The 21,109-nt window shown below is 72.5% G+C and carries 20 protein-coding genes; 12 read left to right on the top strand and 8 right to left on the bottom strand.

Annotation, left to right across the window (positions count from 1 at the left end):
• The first annotated feature begins 94 nt into the window (after nucleotides 1–94).
• Complete coding sequence (locus tag OHA99_RS24125) at nucleotides 95–532, top strand: ATP-binding protein (RefSeq protein ID WP_153179773.1); 438 nt, start codon at nucleotides 95–97, stop codon at nucleotides 530–532.
• Here the strand turns inward: OHA99_RS24125 and OHA99_RS24120 are convergent.
• Together OHA99_RS24120 and OHA99_RS24115 are read right to left on the bottom strand one after the other, a co-directional pair.
• On the bottom strand, nucleotides 522–1,175 hold the full coding sequence (locus tag OHA99_RS24120; protein ID WP_153179772.1) for a hypothetical protein: 654 nt from the start codon (nucleotides 1,173–1,175) through the stop codon (nucleotides 522–524). The two genes, OHA99_RS24125 and OHA99_RS24120, sit on opposite strands and share 11 nt — an antisense overlap.
• A 36-nt stretch (nucleotides 1,176–1,211) precedes the next feature.
• On the bottom strand, nucleotides 1,212–1,829 hold the full coding sequence (locus tag OHA99_RS24115; RefSeq protein ID WP_381502291.1) for a TOPRIM nucleotidyl transferase/hydrolase domain-containing protein: 618 nt from the start codon (nucleotides 1,827–1,829) through the stop codon (nucleotides 1,212–1,214).
• 111 nt (nucleotides 1,830–1,940) lie between these two features.
• Between OHA99_RS24115 and OHA99_RS24110 the strand changes: the two genes are divergently transcribed.
• A complete protein-coding gene (locus tag OHA99_RS24110) occupies nucleotides 1,941–2,735 on the top strand; it encodes a metalloregulator ArsR/SmtB family transcription factor (protein WP_165685948.1) in 795 nt (264 codons plus the stop codon).
• A 7-nt stretch (nucleotides 2,736–2,742) separates the two neighbouring features.
• Here OHA99_RS24110 and OHA99_RS24105 read toward each other — a convergent pair whose 3' ends face one another.
• Nucleotides 2,743–3,678: an RNA polymerase sigma-70 factor gene (locus OHA99_RS24105; RefSeq protein WP_381502296.1), complete on the bottom strand. Its 936-nt coding sequence runs from the start codon at nucleotides 3,676–3,678 to the stop codon at nucleotides 2,743–2,745.
• Nucleotides 3,679–3,866: 188 nt separating this feature from the next.
• Between OHA99_RS24105 and OHA99_RS24100 the strand changes: the two genes are divergently transcribed.
• From OHA99_RS24100 to rbsD, 6 genes are all read left to right on the top strand, one after another.
• The gene (locus tag OHA99_RS24100) at nucleotides 3,867–4,355 is read left to right on the top strand and encodes a carboxymuconolactone decarboxylase family protein (RefSeq protein WP_007449749.1); all 489 of its coding nucleotides are present in this window, start codon (nucleotides 3,867–3,869) and stop codon (nucleotides 4,353–4,355) included.
• Between the two features lie 179 nt (nucleotides 4,356–4,534).
• Nucleotides 4,535–5,599 carry a LacI family DNA-binding transcriptional regulator gene (locus tag OHA99_RS24095; RefSeq protein ID WP_153179768.1) on the top strand — a complete coding sequence of 355 codons (1,065 nt, stop codon included), beginning with the start codon at nucleotides 4,535–4,537 and terminating at the stop codon, nucleotides 5,597–5,599.
• Nucleotides 5,596–7,149 carry a sugar ABC transporter ATP-binding protein gene (locus tag OHA99_RS24090; RefSeq protein ID WP_366471804.1) on the top strand — a complete coding sequence of 518 codons (1,554 nt, stop codon included), beginning with the start codon at nucleotides 5,596–5,598 and terminating at the stop codon, nucleotides 7,147–7,149. Before OHA99_RS24095 ends, OHA99_RS24090 begins: the two co-directional genes overlap by 4 nt.
• Complete coding sequence (locus OHA99_RS24085) at nucleotides 7,139–9,097, top strand: substrate-binding domain-containing protein (protein WP_153179766.1); 1,959 nt, start codon at nucleotides 7,139–7,141, stop codon at nucleotides 9,095–9,097. Before OHA99_RS24090 ends, OHA99_RS24085 begins: the two co-directional genes overlap by 11 nt.
• A 79-nt stretch (nucleotides 9,098–9,176) precedes the next feature.
• A complete protein-coding gene (locus OHA99_RS24080) occupies nucleotides 9,177–10,082 on the top strand; it encodes a ribokinase (RefSeq protein ID WP_007449753.1) in 906 nt (301 codons plus the stop codon).
• Entirely contained in the window at nucleotides 10,079–10,468 is a 390-nt protein-coding gene (rbsD, locus tag OHA99_RS24075) for a D-ribose pyranase (RefSeq protein WP_153179765.1), read from the top strand. Before OHA99_RS24080 ends, rbsD begins: the two co-directional genes overlap by 4 nt.
• Before the next feature lie 173 nt (nucleotides 10,469–10,641).
• On the opposite strand, the gene OHA99_RS24070 is transcribed toward rbsD, so the two are convergent.
• Genes OHA99_RS24070 through OHA99_RS24060 form a run of 3 tightly spaced genes read right to left on the bottom strand, consistent with a single transcriptional unit; the run spans nucleotide 10,642 to nucleotide 13,834 of the window.
• Nucleotides 10,642–11,469 carry a sugar phosphate isomerase/epimerase family protein gene (locus tag OHA99_RS24070; protein ID WP_405698998.1) on the bottom strand — a complete coding sequence of 276 codons (828 nt, stop codon included), beginning with the start codon at nucleotides 11,467–11,469 and terminating at the stop codon, nucleotides 10,642–10,644.
• Nucleotides 11,470–11,516: 47 nt separating this feature from the next.
• A complete protein-coding gene (locus OHA99_RS24065; RefSeq protein ID WP_405697757.1) occupies nucleotides 11,517–12,686 on the bottom strand; it encodes a dihydrodipicolinate synthase family protein in 1,170 nt (389 codons plus the stop codon).
• The gene (locus tag OHA99_RS24060) at nucleotides 12,683–13,834 is read right to left on the bottom strand and encodes a Gfo/Idh/MocA family protein (protein WP_405697755.1); all 1,152 of its coding nucleotides are present in this window, start codon (nucleotides 13,832–13,834) and stop codon (nucleotides 12,683–12,685) included. Before OHA99_RS24060 ends, OHA99_RS24065 begins: the two co-directional genes overlap by 4 nt.
• 217 nt (nucleotides 13,835–14,051) lie before the next feature.
• Here OHA99_RS24060 and OHA99_RS24055 point away from each other — a divergent pair, with 217 nt between their 5' ends.
• Both OHA99_RS24055 and OHA99_RS24050 read left to right on the top strand, forming a co-directional pair.
• Nucleotides 14,052–15,098: a LacI family DNA-binding transcriptional regulator gene (locus OHA99_RS24055; RefSeq protein WP_164384656.1), complete on the top strand. Its 1,047-nt coding sequence runs from the start codon at nucleotides 14,052–14,054 to the stop codon at nucleotides 15,096–15,098.
• A gap of 472 nt (nucleotides 15,099–15,570) precedes the next feature.
• Complete coding sequence (locus tag OHA99_RS24050; RefSeq protein WP_282880894.1) at nucleotides 15,571–16,371, top strand: sugar phosphate isomerase/epimerase; 801 nt, start codon at nucleotides 15,571–15,573, stop codon at nucleotides 16,369–16,371.
• Nucleotides 16,372–16,402: 31 nt separating this feature from the next.
• On the opposite strand, the gene OHA99_RS24045 is transcribed toward OHA99_RS24050, so the two are convergent.
• Both OHA99_RS24045 and OHA99_RS24040 read right to left on the bottom strand, forming a co-directional pair.
• Nucleotides 16,403–17,050, bottom strand: a complete 648-nt coding sequence (locus OHA99_RS24045; protein ID WP_153179761.1) for a GNAT family N-acetyltransferase — start codon at nucleotides 17,048–17,050, stop codon at nucleotides 16,403–16,405.
• The gene (locus tag OHA99_RS24040) at nucleotides 17,047–17,988 is read right to left on the bottom strand and encodes an EamA family transporter (RefSeq protein ID WP_405697752.1); all 942 of its coding nucleotides are present in this window, start codon (nucleotides 17,986–17,988) and stop codon (nucleotides 17,047–17,049) included. Before OHA99_RS24040 ends, OHA99_RS24045 begins: the two co-directional genes overlap by 4 nt.
• A gap of 108 nt (nucleotides 17,989–18,096) precedes the next feature.
• On the opposite strand from OHA99_RS24040, the gene OHA99_RS24035 reads away from it, so the two are divergent.
• Both OHA99_RS24035 and OHA99_RS24030 read left to right on the top strand, forming a co-directional pair.
• The gene (locus OHA99_RS24035) at nucleotides 18,097–19,038 is read left to right on the top strand and encodes a LysR family transcriptional regulator (protein WP_405697750.1); all 942 of its coding nucleotides are present in this window, start codon (nucleotides 18,097–18,099) and stop codon (nucleotides 19,036–19,038) included.
• A 151-nt stretch (nucleotides 19,039–19,189) separates the two neighbouring features.
• Nucleotides 19,190–21,037, top strand: coding sequence for a glycoside hydrolase family 3 protein (locus OHA99_RS24030; RefSeq protein WP_153179758.1), 1,848 nt, complete (start codon nucleotides 19,190–19,192; stop codon nucleotides 21,035–21,037).
• The last annotated feature ends 72 nt before the right edge of the window (nucleotides 21,038–21,109 follow it).

The following is a 21,109-nucleotide window of genomic DNA, read 5'->3' as shown; positions in this document are numbered from 1 at the left end:
GCCACCGGAAGCGCACCGCCCCGTCCTGCCACGACGGCCGCGGCAATGACACCGTGCCCGCCCTCACCCCACCGCCCTCCGCGAGGAGTCCCGCATGCCTGAAAACGAAGCCTGGGAGTACTCCCTCTACATCCCCAACGACCTCCGCGCCGTCACCGTCAGCCGCCGCACCCTCCGTCTGGTCCTCACGATGCACGGCCTGATCCGCTTCGTCGACGACGCCGAACTGCTCGCCACCGAGCTGGTCTCCAACGCCGTACGGCACACCAAGGGCCCCGCCGCCCTCCGCATCCGCTGGTCGCCGCCCGGCACGCTGCGGATCGGGGCGTGGGACGCGGACCCCGAACCGCCTGAGCCGCCCGCCCGGTTCGAGAAGGTGACGGAGCTGGAGGAGGGGCGGGGGCTGGCGCTGGTGCGGGCCTGCGCGGACGTGTGGGGGTGGCATCCGCTGGCCAGACACGGCAACCGGGGCAAGTACGTGTGGTGCGAGCTGTCGGCGGCCCGAGAGAGGCCGCTTGCAATCAGCCCGTGATCGAGAAGAAGAGCGTGTCCTGCGTGTACCAGTCGACGTTCTTCGTGGCGTACTCCCACTCCGTGTGCTCGAACTCGAGTTTCTCGATCACCTCGCGGACGTCGTAGCGGAAGTCCTCGTTCATCCGGTCCAGCACCCCGCGGTAGGCATCCGCCATCGGCTTGGCCTTGGCCAGCGGGAGCATGCCGATGTGCGGCCCGTCCACGGGATACGGGAGGGAGAAGAGGATCTCCGCCGGGGGACCGGAGAAGAGGTGGTCGTGCAGGAGGAGGCCGGGGTCCACACCCAGGCGGCGCAGCTCCTCGTCGACCAGCCCGAAGAAGGTGGAGGGCTTGGAGTACACCCCCAGGTCGTAGGGGTCGGAGGCGTTGCAGTCGATGATGTGCTGGAGAGCGTGGTAGTAGGCGCTCGCCGCGTACTCCGCCTTCGCGCTCGCGTGACCGGCGACCAGATGCTCGAGCGCATCGGGTATGGACAGGCCCAGGTCGATGTCCTGCCTGTCCAGGTCGGACTGGCGCTCCCGCGCCCGCTCGCGCATGATGCCCAGACGACGCTCCTGATCGGCCGTCAGGTTTCCCGCTGATCCCAGGAAAGCGAGGACGTCGGCTTTGTCGGCCGTGCTGTACGAAATGATCCGGCTCATGATCGTCATCCTGTCAGTCGGCACTGACAACCGCCGTCACAGCGCCCCGAACAACCCCGCCAGCGGAGCCGGTGTCCGGGTCGGCTCCAGCGCCTCCACCAGCACCCGGCCGTAGCGGATCTTGCGGCCCGCCTTGGTGCCGAGGAAGCGGCGGAGTTGCTGGTGGGCGGCGCGGTCCTGCTGGGCGGGCTGCCGGAGAAAGGTCTGGAGGCGGCGTGACTCGCCCTCCGCCTCGACGAGTTCGGTCACCGTGCGCACGCCCAGCGCGCGGATCAGCTCGTCCTCCAGGTCGGCCGCGCAGACGAAGAGGCCCTGCGGGGACGCGTCCGCGCGCTTCAGGGCCCGGACGTAGAAGTCCTGCTCCCGTTCGTCGCACAGGCCGACGAGGCGCAGGTCCAGGGCGGACGGGCCGAGGAGTCCGGCGTAGCGGCCGACGCTCATCGCGCCGCCCATCGGGAGGACGCAGACGCCCTCCGCCGCCAGGTCGCGGCCGTACCGTGCGGCCATCGCCTCGACCGCCGCCGCGTCGCTCGGTCCTTCGAGGAGGACGGCGGTGTGGAGGAGCAGCCGGTCGGCCAGGTCCTGCACCGGGCCGTCGGGACCTCCGGCCGCCCACGCGGTCACCGCGGTCCGGAACGCGCCCATGTCCGTCATGGGGAAAGTCTCCCGCCCCCGCCCGTCGTCGCGGTAGTGGGTTTTGACATGCAGCCGAATGGCTGCCTATCGTTAAAGGCAGCCAATGGGCTGCATGTCAGAGGGGTGGAGATGGACGAGGTCTTCAAGGCGCTGGCCGACGGCAGCCGGCGACGGCTGCTGGACAGTCTGAACGCGCGCAACGGGCAGAGCCTGCGCGAGCTGTGCGCCGGGCTCGACATGGCCCGGCAGTCGGTCAGCAAGCATCTGGCGCTGCTGGAGGCGGCCGGTCTGGTCACCGCCGTGCGCCGGGGGCGGGAGAAGCTGCACTACCTCAACGCCGAGCCGATCAACGCCATCGCCGACCGCTGGATCAGCCGTTACGACCGGGAGCGGGTGCACGCACTCGCCGACCTCAAGCACGCGCTGGAGGACACCGCCATGGACAGCAACGCGTTTGTGTACACGACCTACATCAAGGCCACGCCGGAGAAGGTGTGGCAGGGGCTGACCGACCCCGCCTTCACCCGCCGCTACTGGGGGCTGGAGTTCGGCACCGACTGGGCGGCCGGGTCGCCCGTGGTGTGGCGGGAACGGGGGACCGAGACCGCCCACCCCGAGCAGGTCGTCCTCGAGTCCGACCCGCCCCGCCGGCTGTCGTACACCTGGCACACCTTCACTCCGGAATGGGCGGCGGCCAACGGGATCGACGACGAGACCCTCGCCAGGCTCTCCGCCGAACGGCGCTCCAAGGTCGCCTTCGACATCGAGGACCTCGGCGGCGGCTCGGTGAAGCTGACCGTCGTCCACGACGGGTTCGAACCCGGCAGCACCGCCCGCGAGATGATCCAGCACGGCTGGCCGGCCCTGCTGTCCAGCCTCAAGACGCTGCTGGAGACCGGGGAGGCGCTCCCGGAACCCCGGTGAGCGGGAGCTACCGGCTCAGGGTCGCCTCCTCACGCATGTACGACAGCTTCTCCGGGTTGCGCACCGCGTAGAGACCGGTGATGCGGCCTTCGTCGAAGCGCACCGCCACCACGGTGTCGAGTTCGCCGTCGAGCCGGACGACCAGGGCGGGGTGTCCGTTGACCTGGGCCGGGTCCATCCGCATCTCCATGTCCAGCTTGACCAGTCCGCCGAGCATCAGGCGGGCCACCTTGTCGGCACCCACGACGGGCCGCAGCACCGCCTGTTTGATGCCGCCGCCGTCGCCGAGCAGGACGACGTCCGGGGAGAGGATGTCGAGCAGGCCCTGGAGGTCGCCCGTCTCCACCGCCCGCTGGAACGCCGCGAGCGCCCGGCGGGACTCGGCCGCGGTGACCTCCCCGCGCGGGCGGCGGGCCGCCACGTGCGCGCGGGCCCGGTGCGCGATCTGCCGTACGGCGGCCGGGGTCTTCTCCACGGCCTCGGCGATCTCGTCGTAGCCGAGGTCGAACACCTCGCGCAGCACGAACACCGCCCGTTCGACCGGCGTCAGCGTCTCCAGGACCAGCATCATCGCCATCGACACGCTGTCGGCCAGCTCGACGTCCTCGGCCACGTCGGGCGTGGTCAGCAGCGGCTCGGGCAGCCAGGAGCCGACGTAGGACTCCTTGCGGCGGCCGAGCGTGCGCAGCCGGTTCAGGGACTGGCGGGTGGTGATGCGGACGAGGTAGGCGCGTCGGTCGCGCACCGTGCCGAGGTCGACGCCCGCCCACTTCAGCCAGGTCTCCTGGAGCACGTCCTCGGCGTCGGCGGCCGAGCCGAGCATCTCGTAGGCGACCGTGAAGAGCAGGTTGCGGTGCGCGACGAAGTCCTCGGTGGCCGCGTCCACGGAACCGCCGTCGCCGGTCGCGCCGGCCTGTTCGCGTCCGTTGTTCTCGCTGGTCACCAGCTTCTCCCGTTCGTTCGGTTCCGGCGGTTTCACGCACACAGGACACCGGCCGGCGGGGTTCTGTGACACCCGTCCGTGGTGGTCCGTGTCACAGCGGCGACCTGTCACAGGGGGCGGAGTGCCGGCGTCTTGTGTCCGTCACCGAGACACCGAGACACCGAGACACCGACAGCGAGGACGCGATCATGGACACCCGATTCAACCTCTTCGAGAACGAGTTCGCAGGCCGCTTCGCGAAGCGGTTCGCGGGCATGGGCATGCTGCTGCACGAGTCGCCGCTGCCGAAGGCCACGCAGGAGCTGGTGTCGCTGCGGGCCAGCCAGATCAACGGCTGCGGCCACTGCATCGACATGCACGTCAAGGAGGCCGCGGCCGCCGGGGAGAGCGCGGTCCGGCTGCACCTGGTCGCCGCCTGGCGCGAGTCCACCGTGTTCACCGAGGCCGAGCAGGCGGCGCTGGCCCTCGCCGAGGAGGGCACCCGGCTCGCCGACGCGCACGACGGCGTGTCCGACGAGACGTGGGCCCTCGTGCGCAAGCACTACGACGACGACCAGGTCGCCGCGCTGATCTGCCTGGTCGCCATGATCAACGCGGCCAACCGGCTCGCCGTGATCACGCACCAGAAGGGCGGCTCGTACGAGGCGGGGATGTTCGCGACGGCCGTGGCGGACTGACCTCGCGGAGGCCGGTTCGGGCGGCACCCGGGGCCGAGTTGCCCGGGTGCCGCCCGCCTCTCTGCGCACGTCCCTTCCCGGTCACGATTCGGCATCGGCGCCACCCCACCCCTTGAATCCACTCGTGTAATCGTTTCCAATCCTCCGTGTAATCGATTCCACGAGGAGGTGGAACGACGATGGCGAGCATCAAGGACGTTGCCGCCGAGGCAGGCGTGTCCGTCGCCACGGTCTCGCGGGCGCTCAACGGCCACCCGTCGGTCAGCCCCGCCGCCCGCGCGCGCGTGCTGGCCGCCGTCGAGACGCTGGGCTACCGTCCGAACGCCGTCGCCCGGTCGCTGCGCACCGACCAGACCCGCACCCTCGGCCTGGTCATCAGCGACGTCATGAACCCGTACTTCACCGAGCTGGCCCGTTCCGTCGAGGAGGAGGCCCGCGCGCTCGGCTACAGCGTCATCATCGGCAACGCCGACGAGCGCCCCGACCTCCAGGACCACCACGTCACCACGCTGCTCGACCGGCGGATCGACGGGCTCCTCGTCTCCCCCACCGACGGCGGCTCCCCGCGCATGCTGGACGCCGCGCGGGCCGGGACGCCGATGGTCTTCGTCGACCGGTGGATCCCCGGCGTGGACGTGCCGGTCGTCAGGTCGGACGGGCGGGCGGCCGTCCGGGACCTCGTCGCGCATCTGCACGGGCTCGGGCACCGCCGGCTCGCGATCATCGCCGGGCCCGCCGCCACGACCACCGGACGCGAGCGCGTCGACGCCTTCCGCGAGGCGCTCGCCGCGTACGGGCTTCCCCTCCCCGACGCCTACATCGGCCAGGGCGACTTCCAGGCCGGCAGCGGACGCCGGGTCACCGAGGGCTTCCTCGACCTGCCCGAGCCGCCCGAGGTCGTCTTCGCCGCCGACAACCTGATGGCGCTCGGCGCGCTGGACGCCGTACGGGCACGGGGGCTGCGGGTCCCCGAGGACATCGGGCTCGCCGCGTTCGACGACATCCCCTGGTTCGTGCACACCGATCCGCCGGTCACCGCGATCGCCCAGCCCACCCGCGACCTCGGACGGGCCGCCGTACGCGCCCTGGTCGAGCGGATCGCGGGGCGGGCCGGCGAGTCCGTCACCCTGCCGGCGCGGCTCGTCGTGCGCCGCTCGTGCGGCGAACCGCCGCCCGCCGGCTCCGCCGAACAACCCGGTGAACACCCCCCGTCCCCCTCCCCCGTACGAAGGAGTACGCCGTGAGCAGCCGCAGTCCGGACGAGTTGCTGCGCATCGAGGGCATCCGCAAGACCTTCCCCGGCGTGGTCGCGCTCGACAGCGTCGACTTCGACCTGCGCCGGGGCGAGGTGCACGTGCTCCTCGGCGAGAACGGCGCGGGCAAGAGCACCCTCATCAAGATGCTCTCCGGCGCCTACACGCCCGACGCCGGGCGGATCCTGGCCGGTGGCGAGGAGGTGCGCATCCACGGTGCGCAGGACTCCGAGCGCCTCGGGATCGCCACGATCTACCAGGAGTTCAACCTCGTCCCCGACCTCACGGTCGCCGAGAACATCTTCCTGGGCCGCCAGCCCCGCCGACTCGGCATGATCGACCGGAAGAGGATGAACGCCGACGCCGAGGTGCTGCTCGAGCGGGTGGGGGTCAAGGTCTCCCCGCGTGCGCGGGTGCGTGAACTCGGCATCGCCCGGCTCCAGATGGTCGAGATCGCCAAGGCGCTCAGCCTGAACGCGCGCGTGCTCATCATGGACGAGCCGACCGCCGTCCTGACCTCGGAGGAGGTCGAGAAGCTGTTCGCCATCGTGCGGCGGCTGCGCGAGGACGGTGTCGGCATCGTCTTCATCACCCATCACCTGGAGGAGATCGCCGCCCTCGGGGACCGCGTGACCGTCATCCGGGACGGCCGGAGTGTCGGGCAGGTGCCCGCCTCCACGCCCGAGGACGAGCTGGTCCGGCTCATGGTGGGGCGGTCGATCGAGCAGCAATACCCGCGCGAGCGGACCGACGCCGGTGAGCCCCTGCTCAAGGTGGAGGGGCTGACCCGCGACGGGGTCTTCCACGACGTCGGCTTCGAGGTGCGGGCCGGTGAGGTCGTCGGCATCGCGGGCCTCGTCGGGGCCGGGCGTACGGAGGTGGTGCGGGCGGTGTTCGGCGCCGACCCGTACGACGCCGGGACCGTGCACGTCGCGGGCGCGCCGCTGCGGCGGCACGACGTGAACGCCGCCATGGCGGCCGGGATCGGGCTGGTGCCCGAGGACCGCAAGGGGCAGGGGCTCGTCCTCGACGCCTCCGTGGAGGAGAACCTCGGACTCGTCACGCTCCGGTCCAGTGCCCGCGCCGGGCTCGTCGACCTCAAGGGGCAGCACACGGCGGCCGAGCGGATCGCCAAGCAGCTCGGCGTGCGGATGGCCGGGCTCGGGCAGCACGTGCGCACGCTGTCCGGCGGCAACCAGCAGAAGGTCGTCATCGGCAAGTGGCTGCTGGCCGACACCAAGGTGCTGATCCTGGACGAGCCGACGCGCGGCATCGACGTCGGCGCCAAGGTCGAGATCTACCAGCTCATCAACGAACTGACGGCCGCCGGTGCCGCCGTGCTGATGATCTCCAGCGACCTGCCGGAGGTCCTCGGCATGAGCGACCGCGTCGTCGTGATGGCGCAGGGGCGCGTCGCGGGGGAACTCCCCGCCGACGAGGCCACCCAGGACGCCGTGATGGCCCTCGCCGTCAGCACGCACACCGGCCACTCACCGCACACCGACGGAACGGACGGAACGGAGGCCTCCCGTGGCCACTGACACGCTCAAGAGCAAGCCGGGCGCGCAGGGCGGCGCCACGGGCGGCCTGCGCCGCCTGCTGCTCGACAACGGCGCGCTGACCGCGCTGATCGTCCTGGTCATCGCCATGTCGGCGCTGTCCGGGGACTTCCTGACCGCCGACAACCTCCTCAACGTCGGCGTCCAGGCCGCCGTCACCGCGATCCTCGCGTTCGGCGTCACCTTCGTCATCGTCTCGGCGGGCATCGACCTGTCGGTCGGTTCGGTCGCCGCGCTGTCGGCCACCGTGCTGGCCTGGAGCGCCACCGAGGCCGGGATGCCGGTCGCGCTCGCCGTGCTGCTGTCCGTCGCGACGGGCATCGCCTGCGGTCTGGTGAACGGCTTCCTCATCTCGTACGGGAAGCTGCCGCCGTTCATCGCGACGCTGGCCATGCTGTCGGTGGGGCGCGGTCTGTCGCTGGTCATCTCGCAGGGTTCGCCGATCGCCTTCCCGGACTCGGTATCCCACCTCGGTGACACGCTCGGCGGCTGGCTGCCGGTGCCGGTGCTCGTGATGATCGTGATGGGTCTGATCACCGCGTTCGTGCTCGGACGGACCTACATCGGCCGGTCCATGTACGCCATCGGCGGCAACGAGGAGGCCGCGCGGCTGTCCGGGCTGCGGGTGAAGCGGCAGAAGCTCGCCATCTACGCCTTCTCCGGCCTGTTCGCCGCCGCCGCCGGCATCGTGCTCGCCTCGCGCCTGGCCTCCGCGCAGCCCCAGGCCGCGCAGGGCTACGAACTGGACGCCATCGCGGCCGTCGTCATCGGCGGTGCCTCGCTGGCGGGCGGCACCGGCAAGGCGTCGGGCACGCTGATCGGCGCGCTGATCCTCGCGGTGCTGCGCAACGGCCTCAACCTGCTGTCCGTCTCCGCGTTCTGGCAGCAGGTCGTCATCGGCGTCGTCATCGCGCTCGCGGTGCTCTTCGACACGCTGCGCCGCAAGGCGGGCGCGACGACTCCGGCCGCCGGTGCGTCCGGGGGCGGCAACCGGGGCAAGCAGGCGCTGACGTACGTGATCGCCGCCGTCGTGGCCGTGGCCGTCGTCGGCGCGACCTCGCTGCTGCACAACGGCTCCTCCGGCGGCAAGACCCAGAAGATAGGGCTGTCGCTGTCCACGCTCAACAACCCGTTCTTCGTGCAGATCAGGAACGGCGCGGAGGAGGAGGCGAAGAAGCTGGGCGTGGACCTGACGGTCACGGACGCCCAGAACGACGCCTCCCAGCAGGCCAACCAGCTGCAGAACTTCGTCAGCGGAAGCCTGTCCGCGGTGATCGTCAACCCCGTGGACTCCGACGCGGCCGGCCCCTCGGTGCGCTCGGCGAACAAGGACGACATCCCCGTCATCGCCGTGGACCGCGGCGTCAACAAGGCGGAGACGTCCGCACTGGTCGCCTCCGACAACGTCGAGGGCGGTGAGCTGGGCGCCAAGGCGCTCGCCGAGAAGCTCGGCGGCAAGGGCACCATCGTGATCCTCCAGGGCCAGGCCGGCACCTCCGCCAGCCGGGAGCGCGGGGCGGGCTTCGCGGCCGGGCTGAAGGAGTACCCGGGCATCAAGGTCGTCGCCAAGCAGCCCGCGGACTTCGACCGCACCAAGGGCCTGGACGTGATGACCAACCTGCTCCAGGCGCACCCCGACGTCGACGGCGTCTTCGCCGAGAACGACGAGATGGCGCTGGGCGCGATCAAGGCGCTGGGTTCCAAGGCCGGAAAGTCGGTCCAGGTCGTCGGTTTCGACGGCACGCCGGACGGGCTGAAGGCGGTCGAGGCGGGCACGTTGTACGCGTCCGTCGCGCAGCAGCCGAAGGAACTGGGCAGGATCGCCGTACAGAACGCGCTGCGGGCGGCCGAGGACAAGAAGGTGGAGCAGACGGTGAAGGTGCCCGTGAAGGTCGTCACCAAGGAGAACGTGGCCGGCTTCGAGGGCTGAGACCGGCCATCGGGACCCGGCGGAAACCAGCGGGAATCAGCGGGAATCAGTGGGAACCACTCGAATCGGAGAACGACTGATGTACGACTACGACCTGCTGGTCGTCGGGTCGGCCAACGCCGACCTGGTGATCGGTGTCGAGCGGAGGCCGGGGGCCGGGGAGACGGTGCTCGGCTCCGACCTGGCCGTCCACCCGGGCGGCAAGGGCGGCAACCAGGCCGTCGCCGCCGCCCGGCTCGGTGCCCGTACGGCGCTACTGGCCCGGGTGGGCGACGACGACTACGGGCGGCTGCTGCTGGATTCGCAGCGGGCGGCCGGCGTCGACACGGTCGGTGTCCTGGTGGGCGGCGCCCCGACCGGCGTCGCGCTGATCACCGTGGACCCGTCCGGGGACAACAGCATCGTGGTCTCGCCGGGCGCCAACGGCCGCCTCGCACCGGGTGACGTCCGGGCCGCGGCCAGCCTCTTCCACGCCTCCCGGGTGGTCTCCACGCAGTTGGAGATCCCGCTGGAGACGGTCGTGGAGGTGGTCCGCTCCCTCGCGCCGGACAGCCGTTTCGTGCTGAACCCGTCGCCGCCGCGGCCGCTTCCGCAGGAGGTGCTGGCGGCGTGCGACCCGCTGATCGTCAACGAGCACGAGGCGAAGGTGATCCTCGGCGACGCCCTCGTCGGCGAGCGGCCCGAGGACTGGGCCCGCGTCCTGCTGGCCAAGGGACCCCGCTCGGTGGTCGTGACGCTGGGCGCCGAGGGCGCGCTGGTCGCGTCGGCGGCCGGCGGCGTGGTCCGGGTGCCGTCCGTGAAGGTGGACGCCGTGGACACCACGGGCGCCGGTGACGCGTTCACCGCGGCGCTGGCCTGGCGGCTCGGCACCGGCGAGTCGCTCGCCGACGCGGCGGCGTACGCGGCCCGGGTGGGCGCGGCGGCGGTCACGAAGGCGGGGGCGCAGGAGTCGTACCCGACGGCGGCGGAGGCCGAGGCGCTGTGAGGAAGGCGGGGATACTCAACCGGCACCTGGCGGGCGCCCTCGCCGAACTCGGCCACGGGGACGGTGTCCTGGTGTGCGACGCGGGGATGCCCGTTCCGGACGGGCCGCGCGTCGTCGACCTGGCCTTCCGGGCCGGGGTGCCCGCCTTCGCGGAAGTGCTGGACGGTCTGCTCGCCGAGCTGGTCGTCGAAGGCGCGACGGCGGCGCGGGAGGTCCGGCAGGCCAACGCGGAGTGCGCGGCACTGCTCGACGGGTTCTTTCCGGCGCTCGAACTCGTCCCGCACGAGCGGCTGAAGGAGCTGTCGGCGGGGGCGCGGCTGATCGTGCGCACCGGGGAGGCCCGGCCGTACGCCAATGTGCTGCTGCGGTGCGGGGTCTTCTTCTGAGGACGCCGCTCGTGAGTGCGGGAGAAGTTTGAGGGGGCCCGGTCGTCGACCGGGCCCCCTCGGGTTTCCCCTCCCCATCAGAACTCCGGGATTTCCCCCCCGGGTACCCCCACGGAAGTTCCGATGCCAGGTACGACCCACGGACCCCCGGAAGGGTTGCACGGTCGCCGGATTTACTTTTGGGGACCTGCGGCGCCCGCCCCGTCCCCGGCGTGCGCGGCGAACCGGGCCGCCGTCTCGGCCAGCACCTCCCGCCCGTCCCGTGCCCACAGCCCCTCGTTGAACAGTTCGACCTCGATCGGGCCGGTGTACCCGGCCGCCTCGACGTACCCCTTCCACTCCCGCATGTCGATCGCGCCGTCGCCGATCTGGCCGCGGCCGTTGAGGACGCCCTCGGGCAGGGGGGTGGTCCAGTCGGCGAGCTGGAAGGTGTGGATGCGGCCGCCCGCGCCGGCCCGGGCGATCTGCGCCGGAGCCTGGTCGTCCCACCAGATGTGGTACGTGTCGACGGTGACGCCGACCTGGTGGGCCGGGAAGCGTTCGGCGAGGTCCAGGGCCTGGGTGAGGGTGGAGACCACGCAGCGGTCGGAGGCGTACATGGGGTGGAGCGGCTCGATGGCGAGGCGTACGCCGTGCTGTTCGGCGTAGGGGCCCAGCTCCGCCAGGGCGTCGGCGATGCGTTCGCGGGCGGCGCGCAGGTCCTTGTCACCGGCGGGGAGGCCGCCCGAGACCAGGACCAGGGTGTCGGTGCCGAGGGCGGCGGCCTCGTCGACGGCACGGCGGTTGTCGGCCAGCGCCTTCGCGCGCTCGTCGGGGTCGACGGCGGTGAGGAAGCCGCCCCGGCACAGGGTGGTGACTCGCAGGCCCGCCTCGCGGACCAGCTTCGCCGCCGCCTCGACGCCGTACGCCTGGACCGGCTCGCGCCACAGGCCGACGTTGCCGATGCCCAGTTCACGGCAAGCCGTGGTCAGTTCCGGCAGCGAGAGCTGCTTGACCGTCATCTGGTTGATGCTGAAGCGGGTCGGGCCGGGCTGCGTGTCGTCGTCGTTCACTGGTCCACTCCGTGCAGTTTCAACAGGGTTCGCATGCGGTCCTCGGCCAGCAGCGGGTCCGGGAACAGGAGGAGTTCGTCGGCGAGTTCGTAGGCGTGGACGAGGTGCTGCAGGGAGCGGGCCGACTGGAGGCCGCCGACCATCGTGAAGTGGCTCTGGTGGCCGGACAGCCAGGCCAGGAAGACCACGCCCGTCTTGTAGAAGCGGGTGGGGGCCCGGAAGAGGTGGCGGGAGAGTTCCACGCTGGGGTCGAGGAGGCCGCGGAAGGCCTCCGTGTTCCCGGTGTCCAGAAGGCGGACCGCCTCCGCCGCCAGCGGGCCCAGGGGGTCGAAGATGCCGAGCAGGGCGTGGCTGAAGCCCTGGTCGTCGCCCGCGATCAGCTCGGGGTAGTTGAAGTCGTCGCCGGTGTAGCAGCGCACGCCCTGCGGGAGGCGGCGACGGAGGTCGATCTCGCGCTGGGCGTCCAGGAGGGAGACCTTGATGCCGTCGACCTTGTCGGGGTGGGCGGCGATGACCTCAAGGAAGGTGTCCGTCGCCGTGTCCAGGTCGGACGAACCCCAGTAGCCGTCCAGGGCCGGGTCGAACATCGGGCCCAGCCAGTGCAGGATCACCGGTTCGGCGGCCTGGCGCAGCAGGTGGCCGTAGACCTCCAGGTAGTCGTCCGGGCCCTTGGCCGTCGCGGCCAGGGCGCGGGAGGCCATCAGGATGGCCTGGGCGCCCGACTCCTCCACGACGGCGAGTTGTTCCTCGTACGCCTTCCGGACCTCCGCGAGGGAGGTGGTGGCGGTCGCGGTCAGCTGGTCCGTGCCCACGCCGCAGGCGATGCGGCCGCCTGCCGCCTTCGCCTCGGCGGCGGAGCGGCGGATCAGTTCGGCCGCCGTGGGCCAGTCCAGGCCCATGCCGCGCTGGGCGGTGTCCATCGCCTCGGCCACGCCGAGTCCGTGGGACCACAGGTGACGGCGGAAGGCGAGGGTGGCGTCCCAGTCGACGGCGGCGGGCCCGTCGGGGGTGGTGTCGGCGTACGGGTCGGCGACGACGTGCGCGGCCGAGAAGACCGTACGGGAGGTGAAAGCGCTTCCCGGAAGCGGCATGGTGTGGCGCAACGGCTCCGGGTAGGGCTCGTAGGTGCGCAGGGTGCCGTCGGGGTTCGGCAGGTGGAGGGTCACAGGCCGATCTCCGGTACGTCGAGGCGGCGGCCCTCCGCGGAGGACCTGAGGCCCAGTTCGGCGAGCTGGACGCCGCGGGCGCCGGCCAGCAGGTCCCAGTGGTAGGGGGCGTCGGCGTAGACGTGGCGCAGGAACAGCTCCCACTGGGCCTTGAAGCCGTTGTCGAAGTCGCCGTTGTCGGGGACCTCCTGCCACTGGTCGCGGAAGGCCTCGGTGGCGGGGATGTCCGGGTTCCAGACCGGCTTGGGGGTGGCCGAGCGGTGCTGGACGCGGCAGCCCCGCAGCCCCGCGACGGCGGAGCCCTCGGTGCCGTCGACCTGGAACTCGACCAGCTCGTCGCGGTGGACGCGGACCGCCCAGGAGGAGTTGATCTGTGCGATCGCGCCGCCGTCGAGTTCGAAGACGCCGTACGCGGCGTCGTCGGCGGTGGCGTCGTAGGGCTTGCCCTTCTCGTCCCAGCGCTCGGGGACGTGGGTGGCGGTGAGGGCCTGCACGGACTTCACCCGGCCGAACAGCTCGTGCAGGACGTACTCCCAGTGCGGGAACATGTCGACGACGATGCCGCCGCCGTCCTCGCTGCGGTAGTTCCAGGACGGGCGCTGCGCCTCCTGCCAGTCGCCCTCGAAGACCCAGTAGCCGAACTCGCCGCGCACGGACAGGATCCGCCCGAAGAAGCCGCCGTCGATGAGGCGCTTGAGCTTGAGCAGGCCGGGGAGGAAGAGCTTGTCCTGGACGACGCCGTGCTTGATGCCGGCCGCGTTCGCCAGCCGGGCCAGCTCCAGGGCGCCGTCGAGGCCGGTGGCCGTCGGCTTCTCGGTGTAGACGTGCTTGCCCGCGGCGATCGCCTTCCTGATCGCCTCCTCGCGGGCCGAGGTGACCTGGGCGTCGAAGTAGATGTCGATGGAGTCGTCGGCGAGGACCGCGTCCAGGTCGGTGGAGACGTGGTCGAGTCCGTGCCGTTCGGCCAGCGCCCTCAGCGCGTGCTCGCGGCGGCCGACCAGGACCGGCTCCGGCCACAGCACGGTGCCGTCACCGAGGTCGAGGCCGCCCTGTTCGCGCAGCGCCAGGATGGAGCGGACCAGGTGCTGGCGGTAGCCCATGCGTCCGGTCACACCGTTCATGGCGATACGCACCGTCTTGCGTGTCACGTCATTCCCTTCGTACGAGCCGTGCCGCGAGCCCCGGATCGAGTTCGAGCCGTACAGCAAGCGCTTTCTATGTAGAACGAAGCTAGCCTGTGAACGGTGGTCTGGACAAGACCGCGGTTCGGGTGAGTTGTTCGAGGGGGCGAACGGCGACGGGCGGGGGCCGTAAGGTCAGCCGGTACGGCGTTCGGCTCACACGCGCGATGCGGAGGACTGGAACATGACGGTGACACTGGCGGACGTGGCGGCCCGCGCCCAGGTCTCCCCCGCGACGGTGTCGCGCGTACTGAACGGCAACTACCCCGTGGCGGCCTCCACCCGGGAGCGGGTGCTCAAGGCCGTCGACGAGCTGGACTACGTGCTCAACGGCCCCGCGAGCGCGCTGGCGGCGGCCACCTCCGACCTGGTCGGCATCCTCGTCAACGACATCGCCGACCCCTTCTTCGGCATCATGGCCGGCGCCGTCCAGTCCGAGATCGGCGGGCCGGGCGGCCGGGCGGGCGGCGAGAGACTCGCCGTGGTCTGCAACACCGGCGGCACCCCGGAGCGCGAACTGACCTACCTCACGCTGCTCCAGCGCCAGCGCGCGGCGGCGGTGGTGCTGACCGGCGGCGCGATGGAGGACGGGGTCCACCAGGCGGCCGTGGCGGCGAAGCTGCGCAAGCTCACGGAGGCCGGGACGCGCGTGGTGCTGTGCGGGCGGCCGCCGGCGCCGGACACCGGGGCGATCGCGCTCACCTTCGACAACCGCGGGGGCGGGCGGGAGCTGACCGAGCACCTGATCGGGCTCGGGCACCGGCGGCTCGGCTACATCGCGGGCCCCGAGGAGCGCACCACGACCCGGCACCGACTGGAGGGTCACCGCACCGCCCTCGCCGCGCACGGCATCGAGGAGGACCCCCGCTGGACGGTCCACGGCCGCTACGACCGGCAGGCCGGGTACGAGGCCACGCTGGAGCTGCTGCGCAGGGACCCGACGCTGACCGCGGTCGTCGCCGCGAACGACACCGTCGCGCTGGGCGCGTGCGCGGCGCTGCGCGACTCGGGGCTGCGGATCCCGGACGACGTGTCCGTGGCCGGCTTCGACGACCTGCCGTTCAGCATCGACGCGGTGCCCGCGCTGACGACGGTGCGGCTGCCGCTGGCGGAGGCGGGGGCGCGGGCGGGGCGGGTCGCGATGGGACGGGAGGACGCGCCGGTGGGGGGGATCGCCATGGTGCGGGGGGAGTTGATGGTACGGGGGTCCTCCGGACGGCCGCGGGGCTGAAGCGGGCCGTCGGTTTCGCGGTGACCCGCGTGGGTGTGGGCGTTGCGGGGGGCTGCCGCCCCCAGGCCCCCGCTTCGGCCTGGACGGCCTCGTCCTCAAACGCCGGACGGGCTGAGAATGCCGACCGGCGTCCACAAGCGACCGGGCTGAAAATGCCGGTCGGCGTCCACAGGCGCCCGGGCTGGGAATGCCGGCCCGCGTCCACAAGCGACCGGGCCGAGAATGCCGGCCGGTGTCAGCAGGCGCCCGGGCTGAGAATGCCCGCCCCCGTCCACAAGCGACCGGGCTGAGAATGCCGGCCGGTGTCAGCGGGCGCCCGGGCTGAGAATGCCCGCCCCCGTCCACAGGCGACCAGGTTGAGAATGCCGGCCGGCGTCCACAAGCGACCGGGCCGAGAATGCCGGTCGGCGTCACCGAACGTTCCGTCCGTGTCCCCACGTAAACCGCGTGATCGCGGGTACGCTCCGTGGGCATGAAGCTGGCGTTCTCCACTCTCGGTGTTCCCGGACTGCCCCTGAGCGACGTGCTGGGGCTCGCTACCGCGCACGGCTATCACGGGGTCGAGTTGCGCGCCCACCCCGAGGAACCGGTCAACCCGAGCCTCGGGCCGGACGAACGGGCCGCCGTCGCCGCACAGTTCGCGGCGGCCGGTGTCGAACCGCTGGGGGTGGCGGGATACGCGCGGGTCGCCGCGCCCGGGGACGACGACGCCGTGATCGCCGAGATGCGCGGCCTGCTCGATCTCGCCCGCGACCTGGGCGCCCCGTACATCCGGGTCTTCCCGGGCGGCGGCACCGAGCAGAGCGCCGAGGAGGCGGACGCGGTGGCCGCGCGGCGGCTGGGCACGGCCGCCGAGTACGCCGCCGAGCTCGGCGTACGCATCCTGCTGGAGACCCACGACTCGCACCGCACGGGCGCCGACGCGATGCGCGTCCTCGGGCTGGTCGGGCACCGGCAGGCCGGCGCCCTGTGGGACGTGATGCACACCTGGCTGGGCGGGGAGCAGCCCTCCGAGTCGTACGCGGCGCTCTCCCCGCACCTGGGCTATGTCCAGGTCAAGGACATCGCCTCCGCCGAGGACACCACTCCGCTGGCGCTGGGTGCCGGGGTGCTGCCGCTCACGGAGGTGGTGGACGTGCTGTCGCGGCACGGCTGGGACGGCTGGCTGTGCTGGGAGTACGAGAAGCGGTGGTACGAGTCGGCCGCCCCGCTGCCCGAGCTGCTGGGGCGGGGCCGCGAGCACCTGGCCCGACTGCTCACGGACGCGGCGTGAGCGCCGGCGGCGGCACCGCGGCGGACGGCGCCTACGCCGACCGCACCTCCGCGGTCCGCGCCTCCGCCGAGCGCACCCGGTCCTCCAGCAGCTCCCGGCACCCCGGCCACTCCGCCGCCGTGATCGAGTAGATCGCGGAGTCGCGCAGCCGGCCCTCCTCGCCCGGCGCCCAGGAGCGGGACCAGTTGCGCAGGACGCCCTCGAAGCGGGCGCCGGTCTTCTCGATCGCGGCGCGGGAGCGCCGGTTGCGGGCGTCGGTCTTGAGGTCGACGCGGGAGACGCCCCAGACCTCGAAGGCATGGCGGAACAGGAGCAGCTTGGACTCGGCGTTCACGCCCGTGCCCTGGGCGGAAGGGGCCAGCCAGGTGAAGCCGACCTCGACGGCGTCGAGCGCGTCGTCGGCGAGCCAGGAGCGGGGTTCCCAGTAGGCAGTGGCACCGACCGCACGGCCGGTGGCGACGGAGACCTGCGCGTAGGGCGCCAGCCGTCCGGTGGCCGCCGTGGCCAGGTGGGTGTCGATGTAGGCGCCCACCCCGTCGGTCCTCGGCACCGTCGTGAAGTCGTAGGTGCCGCGGTCCTCCTCCGCCGCCACCGCCAGGTCGGCCGCGTGCTGATGGCCCAGCGGCTCCAGTCGTACCAGCGTGCCTTCGAGGACCGGGCCCTTCAGTGTGAATGTCACCCGACGGATTCTTCTGCCCGGGCCGGGGGCCGTCCAGCGAATTCCGGGCGGGCCGGGTCGGTCGCCTCCCGTGTGCGGCCCCGGCGGGCGGGAGTGAGCGTCGTCAGCGCCACCCCGCCCACCAGCAGGGCCGCCGCGCCCCAGCGCAGGGGGGTCACCGACTCGCCGAGGAAGAGGGCCGCCGACGACATGCCGAAGACCGGGACGAGGAGCGAAAACGGCGCGACCGTCGAGGCGGGGTGACGGCGCAGCAGCCAGCCCCAGGCGCCGAAGCCGAAGACGGTCGAGACCCAGGCGACGAAGAGGATGGTGCCCGTCCCCTGCCAGTCCAGGGCGCGCAGGGCGCCGAGGTCCTCGGCGGGGCCCTCGGTGAGCAGGGAGAGGGCCAGCAGGGGCAGTACCGGGACGGTGGAGACCCAGACCATGAAGTTCAGCGCGTCGGGCGGGGACGCCTTGCGGGTCAGGACGTTGGACACGCCCCACGCCGCCGCGGCGCCGATCACCATCAGGAACGCGCCCAGCGGTCCCGAAGCGCCCTCGTCGATCGCCGCCACGCCGATGCCGGCCAGCGCGACCAGCATGCCCAGGGCCTGGACGGGGGAGGGGCGTTCCCGCAGGACGGCGGCGGCGATCACCGCGGTGAACACCGCCTGGATCTGGAGGACGAGGGAGGACAGGCCGGCCGGCATGCCCGCGTCCATGCCCACGAAGACCAGGCCGAACTTGGCCACGCCGAGGACCAGCCCCACCGCCGCGATCCACTTCCAGGCCACCTTCGGGCGGCCCACCAGGAAGACGGCGGGCAGCGCGGCGGCCAGGAAGCGCAGGGCGGAGAAGAGGAGCGGCGGGAAGTGGTCGAGGCCGATCTCGATGACCGTGAAGTTCACGCCCCAGACGGCGGCGACGAGCACGGCGAGGAGGAGGTGGGAAGGTCGCATGCGTCGAGCATCGGCCGGGAGGACCGTGTAGCACCAGCGATGATTGCTGCATGGTTGGATGAAGCATTGCTGTTCATTGGTCCTCCGTCGCGTTCCCCGGGAGCCGTCATGCTCGACCTCCAGCGTCTGCGCGCCCTGCACGCCGTGTCCGTGCACGGGACGGTCGGTGCGGCCGCCGCCGCGCTCGGGTTCACGCCGTCGGCCGTGTCGCAGCAGATCGCCAAGCTGGAGCAGGAGACCAGGACGGTGCTCCTGGAGCGGGAGGGGCGCGGGGTGCGTCTCACCGACGAGGCCCGGCAACTGGTCGTCACCGCGGCCGAGTTGCTGGCCATCGTGGAGCGGGCGGAGACCCGGCTCGAGGAGCGGCGCGGGGTGCCGTCGGGGCGGCTGGCCGTCGCCGCGTTCGCGTCGGCGGCGCGCGGTCTGCTGCCGTCCGTTCTGGCCGACCTGGCGGCGCGCCACCCCGGTCTCGACGCGCGGCTCACCGAGGTCGACCCGCACCTGTCCGTGGACCTGGTGGCCAAGGGGGCGGTCGACCTGGTGGTGGCGCACGACTGGGACATCGCCCCGCTGCCCGCCCCGGCCGGGGTGGAGCAGGCGCCGATCGGGGAGGACCTGTGCGACCTGCTGGTGCCCGAGGGGCACCGCCTCGCGGGACGGGGCGCCGTACGGCGTGCGGAGTTGGGCGGGGAGCGGTGGATCTGCCAGCCGCCCGGGCGGGTGTGCCACGACTGGCTGCTGCGGACGCTGCGCGGTGCCGGGCACGAGCCGGACATCGTCCACCAGGCGGACGAGAACCCGACCCTCGTCGCGCTGGTCGCCGCCGGTCTCGGCGTCGCCCTCATCCCCCGGCTGGGGCGCGGTCCGCTGCCCGCGGGGGTGGTGGAGGTGCCGCTCGACCCGATGCCGGTACGGCGGCTGTACGCCCTGTGGCGCACGGGCGCGGCCCGCCGCCCGGCCATCGCGGAAACGGTCCGCACGCTGCGGGCCCACTGGCCGGGCGTCTCGGCCCACGACACCCCGCCGGCCCCGGCCGCCGGGTCCGGCTGACCGACGTCCCGTCACCGGCCCTGCCCGGGCGGGTCGGAGCAAGCGCCTTCTGAGCGCTTGGCCTCTGTGCGGTCCCTTGACTGGCAGAAACTTCCCGGATATTGGTGACTCCTTGGCAGTTTCCTTCAGCAGCCCTCCGGAAGGAGCGCACGTGCACCACACCAGCACGGCCGGCCCGGGAAGCACCGCACAGCCCTCCAGACGCACCGTCCTCACCGCCACCGCGGTCGTGACCGCGGCCCTCGCGGCCGGGGGCGGCACGGCGTACGCCGACGCCCGCAGGCCCGACGACGACAAGCTCCGCGGCCTCATCTCCCGTATGACGCTGGAGGAGAAGGTCGGGCAGCTCTTCGTCATGCGCGTCTACGGCCACTCCGCCACCGACCCCGACCAGGCGGACATCGACGCCAACCTGAAGGAGATCGGCGTCCGCACCGCGGCCGAGCTGGTCGCCGAGTACCGGGTCGGCGGCATCATCTACTTCGCCTGGGCGCACAACACCCGGGACCCGCACCAGATCGCCGACCTGTCCAACGGCATCCAGAAGGCTTCCCTGGAGCAGCCGCGCGGGCTGCCCGTGCTGATCTCCACGGACCAGGAGCACGGCATAGTGGCCCGCGTGGGCGAGCCGGCCACCCTCTTCCCGGGCGCGATGGCCGTCGGGGCGGGCGGGTCGCGCTCCGACGCCCGTACGCTCGGCCGGATCGCGGGCGCCGAGCTGAACGCGCTGGGCATCCGCCAGGACTACTCCCCCGTGGCCGACGTCAACGTCAACCCGGCCAACCCCGTGATCGGTGTGCGCTCCTTCGGCGCCGACCCGGACGCCGTGGCGCGGTTGGTGGCCGCCGAGGTGACGGGGTACCAGCGGTCCGGCGTCGCCGCGTGCGCCAAGCACTTCCCCGGGCACGGCGACACCGCCACCGACAGCCACACCGGCTTCCCGGTCATCACGCACAGCCGCGAGCAGTGGGAGGAGCTGGACGCGCCGCCCTTCCGCGCGGCGATCGAGGCCGGCATCGACGCCATCATGACCGCCCACCTGATGGTCCCCGCGCTCGACGACTCCGGCGACCCGGCCACCCTCTCCCGCCCCATCCTCACCGGCATCCTGCGCGAGGAACTGGGCTACGACGGGGTGGTGGTCACCGACTCCCTCGGCATGCAGGGCGTGCGCACCAAGTACGGCGACGCGCGGGTGCCGGTGCTGGCGCTGAAGGCCGGTGTCGACCAGCTGCTCAACCCGCCGGACCTGCCGCTCGCCTGGAACGCCGTCCTGACGGCCGTGAAGGACGGCGAACTGACCGAGGCGCGGCTCGACGAATCGATCCTGCGCGTGCTGCGGCTGAAGGCGAAGCTGGGGCTGTTCCGGGACGCGTACACCAGCGGCCGGGACGTCGACCGGACCGTCGGCACGCGGGGACACCTGGCCGCGGCCGACCGGATCGCGGAGCGGAGCACCACGCTGCTGGTCAACGAAGGGGCGCTGCTGCCGCTGTCGCGCCGCGCACACCGCAGGCTGCTGGTGGTGGGCGCCGATCCGGCCTCGCCGTCGGGCACGACCGGGCCGCCCACCGGTGTGCTCGCGGGCGCGCTGACGGAGCTGGGCTTCACGGCCACCGCCCTGTCCACCGGCACCGCGCCCTCCGCCGCCGTGATCGACCGCGCCGTCGCGGCGGCCGGGGACGCCGACGCGGTGGTGGTCGCCACGTACAACGTGACCGCGGGCAGCAGCCAGCGGACCCTGGTCACGCGGCTGCTGGAGACCGGGAAGCCGGTCGTCGCGGTCGCCGTCCGCAACCCGTACGACGTCGCCCAGCTCCCCGGCGTCCCGGCCTTCCTCGCCGCCTACTCCTGGACCGACGTGGAGGTGCGCGCGGCGGCCCGCGTCATCGCCGGGCGGGTGCGGCCGCGCGGGAAGCTGCCGGTGCCGGTGGTGCGCGCCGACGACCCGGAGACGGTGCTCCTCCCGCTCGGGCACGGGCTGACCTACCGGTCGTAGCGCGTCGTGGCGCGGCCGCGGCACGCGCCGGGGGCGCCCCCGGCACCCGTGCGCACACCCTTTCGCGCGTCT

This window comes from Streptomyces coelicoflavus (assembly GCF_045041415.1).
Lineage (GTDB): Bacteria > Actinomycetota > Actinomycetes > Streptomycetales > Streptomycetaceae > Streptomyces > Streptomyces coelicoflavus.
Note: the sequence above shows the minus strand (reverse complement) of the source record. Positions and strands in the feature narration are given on the sequence as shown.

Excerpts from the sequence above, each read along its gene's own strand:
- OHA99_RS24125 (WP_153179773.1), top strand. The coding sequence starts at position 95 with ATGCCTGAAAACGAAGCCTGGGAGTACTCCCTCTACATCCCCAACGAC.
- OHA99_RS24120 (WP_153179772.1), bottom strand. The coding sequence starts at position 1,175 with ATGAGCCGGATCATTTCGTACAGCACGGCCGACAAAGCCGACGTCCTC.
- OHA99_RS24115 (WP_381502291.1), bottom strand. The coding sequence starts at position 1,829 with ATGACGGACATGGGCGCGTTCCGGACCGCGGTGACCGCGTGGGCGGCC.
- OHA99_RS24110 (WP_165685948.1), top strand. The coding sequence starts at position 1,941 with ATGGACGAGGTCTTCAAGGCGCTGGCCGACGGCAGCCGGCGACGGCTG.
- OHA99_RS24100 (WP_007449749.1), top strand. The coding sequence starts at position 3,867 with ATGGACACCCGATTCAACCTCTTCGAGAACGAGTTCGCAGGCCGCTTC.
- OHA99_RS24095 (WP_153179768.1), top strand. The coding sequence starts at position 4,535 with ATGGCGAGCATCAAGGACGTTGCCGCCGAGGCAGGCGTGTCCGTCGCC.
- OHA99_RS24080 (WP_007449753.1), top strand. The coding sequence starts at position 9,177 with ATGTACGACTACGACCTGCTGGTCGTCGGGTCGGCCAACGCCGACCTG.
- OHA99_RS24070 (WP_405698998.1), bottom strand. The coding sequence starts at position 11,469 with ATGACGGTCAAGCAGCTCTCGCTGCCGGAACTGACCACGGCTTGCCGT.
- OHA99_RS24055 (WP_164384656.1), top strand. The coding sequence starts at position 14,052 with ATGACGGTGACACTGGCGGACGTGGCGGCCCGCGCCCAGGTCTCCCCC.
- OHA99_RS24050 (WP_282880894.1), top strand. The coding sequence starts at position 15,571 with ATGAAGCTGGCGTTCTCCACTCTCGGTGTTCCCGGACTGCCCCTGAGC.
- OHA99_RS24040 (WP_405697752.1), bottom strand. The coding sequence starts at position 17,988 with ATGCGACCTTCCCACCTCCTCCTCGCCGTGCTCGTCGCCGCCGTCTGG.
- OHA99_RS24035 (WP_405697750.1), top strand. The coding sequence starts at position 18,097 with ATGCTCGACCTCCAGCGTCTGCGCGCCCTGCACGCCGTGTCCGTGCAC.